We start from the raw sequence: 1,498 nt of genomic DNA on the forward strand, positions 1-1,498 counted from the left end.
GCCGCCAACACTAGAGCGGATGCGACGAACCAAACGCCTGAACGCCGGAGATTTCGCGAAAGCGGGCTGGTCTGCTCCATCATCGACTTTGCCCTCAAGTTTCGGGGTACTCGTGCCGTAATCGTAATACTGGTAATTCATATACTTATAGGCGTAATTGTAATCGAACTTGTTCACCGCAAACTTCGACATCGCGGCTCCCACCACGTTCGCGCCGGCAGCTCGCAGACGCTTCAACGCCGTCTTCGCCGACTTGCGTGTGACCTGATTGGTTGAAATGACCATCAATGTGCCCTCGGCAAGCCGGCTGAGGATGGGTGCATCTGAAAGGCCGACGACCGGCGGGGCATCGATGATGACAAGATCGAAGCGCTTGCCGAGATTGGTGATGATCAGCGCCATCTTCGGTGAAGAGAGCAGGTCCGCGGGGTTCGGCGGGATCGTTCCAGACGTCAGGACGGTCACATTAGGATATTTCGTCGCCCTGAAAATGCTTGCCAGATCCTCCTTGCGGACGGTGTTCGTCAGCAGATTGCTCAGTCCGATTGTGTTGTCGAGACCAAACAGCCGATGAAGATTGGGCTTTCGCAGATCGCCGTCGACAATCAGAACCCTTGCACCGAGCGCTGCAAAGTCCTGCCCGAGCTTGAACGAGGTGGTCGACTTGCCTTCCGACGGCTCCGAACTCGTGACCAGCAGCGATCGCGGCGCACCTTCGGCGCCGGAGAACTGCAACGAGGTTCGAAGCGAACGGTAGGCTTCCGACAATCCTGATTTCTGGTCGGTAATACTGGCTATGAGTTCCCGATCATCGACTAGCGGCAAGATGCCGAGCATCGCCAATCCCAACTCCTTCTCGATCTGCTCAGGGTTGGTGAAGGTGTTGTTCAACAGCTCGATCACGTAAATAATTGACGCGCTCAGAGCCATGAAGAGGCCAAGCGCCATCGCAAGATTGATGCTCAGGCGCGGAGAATAAGGGCTACCAGGCTGCGTCGCGAAATCAACGATTGCGGCGTTTTGAGACTTGAGCTCGGAGCTGACGCCAACTTCGTTCAGCTTGGCGATAAGATTATCATACTGCGATCTATTCGAATCAACCTCGCGCTTCAGGATCGTATATTTGATGTTTTTGTCGTTGAAGATAACTTGTTGCTTTTCCATCTCGGCGAGTTTGGACCTAAGGTCGGCCTCCTTGTTCTGAGCCTCCTGGTATTTCTGCCGCAACGAATCGGTTATAGTCAAAACGCCATTGTTATAAAGCCGTTGCAGCTCCTTGATCTGCGCCTGAAGCTGCTGCATCTCTGGGAAGCCAGGCTTCAATATGCCTAATTTCTGCTGGTACTGGCTGGTCAAATCCGCCAGTTTATCGGTGATCTTCTGCAGGCCTTCGCTTTCCAGGACGGGACCAAGGCTCGCCCCGCGACCTTTGTCTATCTGGTCCACCATTCGTCCGGCATCGAGACGTTCCTGGATTGCTGTCGCGAGCGCCGTGTTC

General features: G+C 54.6%; 1 protein-coding gene. It reads right to left on the reverse strand.

What is annotated here, in order from left to right; all coding sequences use genetic code 11:
* The coding region (locus tag EOA86_RS34280; RefSeq protein ID WP_128345561.1) for a polysaccharide biosynthesis tyrosine autokinase at nt 1–1,498 on the reverse strand (1,498 nt) is incomplete at both ends.

The organism is Mesorhizobium sp. M5C.F.Ca.IN.020.32.2.1 (assembly GCF_004023105.1).
GTDB classification, from domain to species: Bacteria; Pseudomonadota; Alphaproteobacteria; order Rhizobiales; family Rhizobiaceae; genus Mesorhizobium; species Mesorhizobium wenxiniae.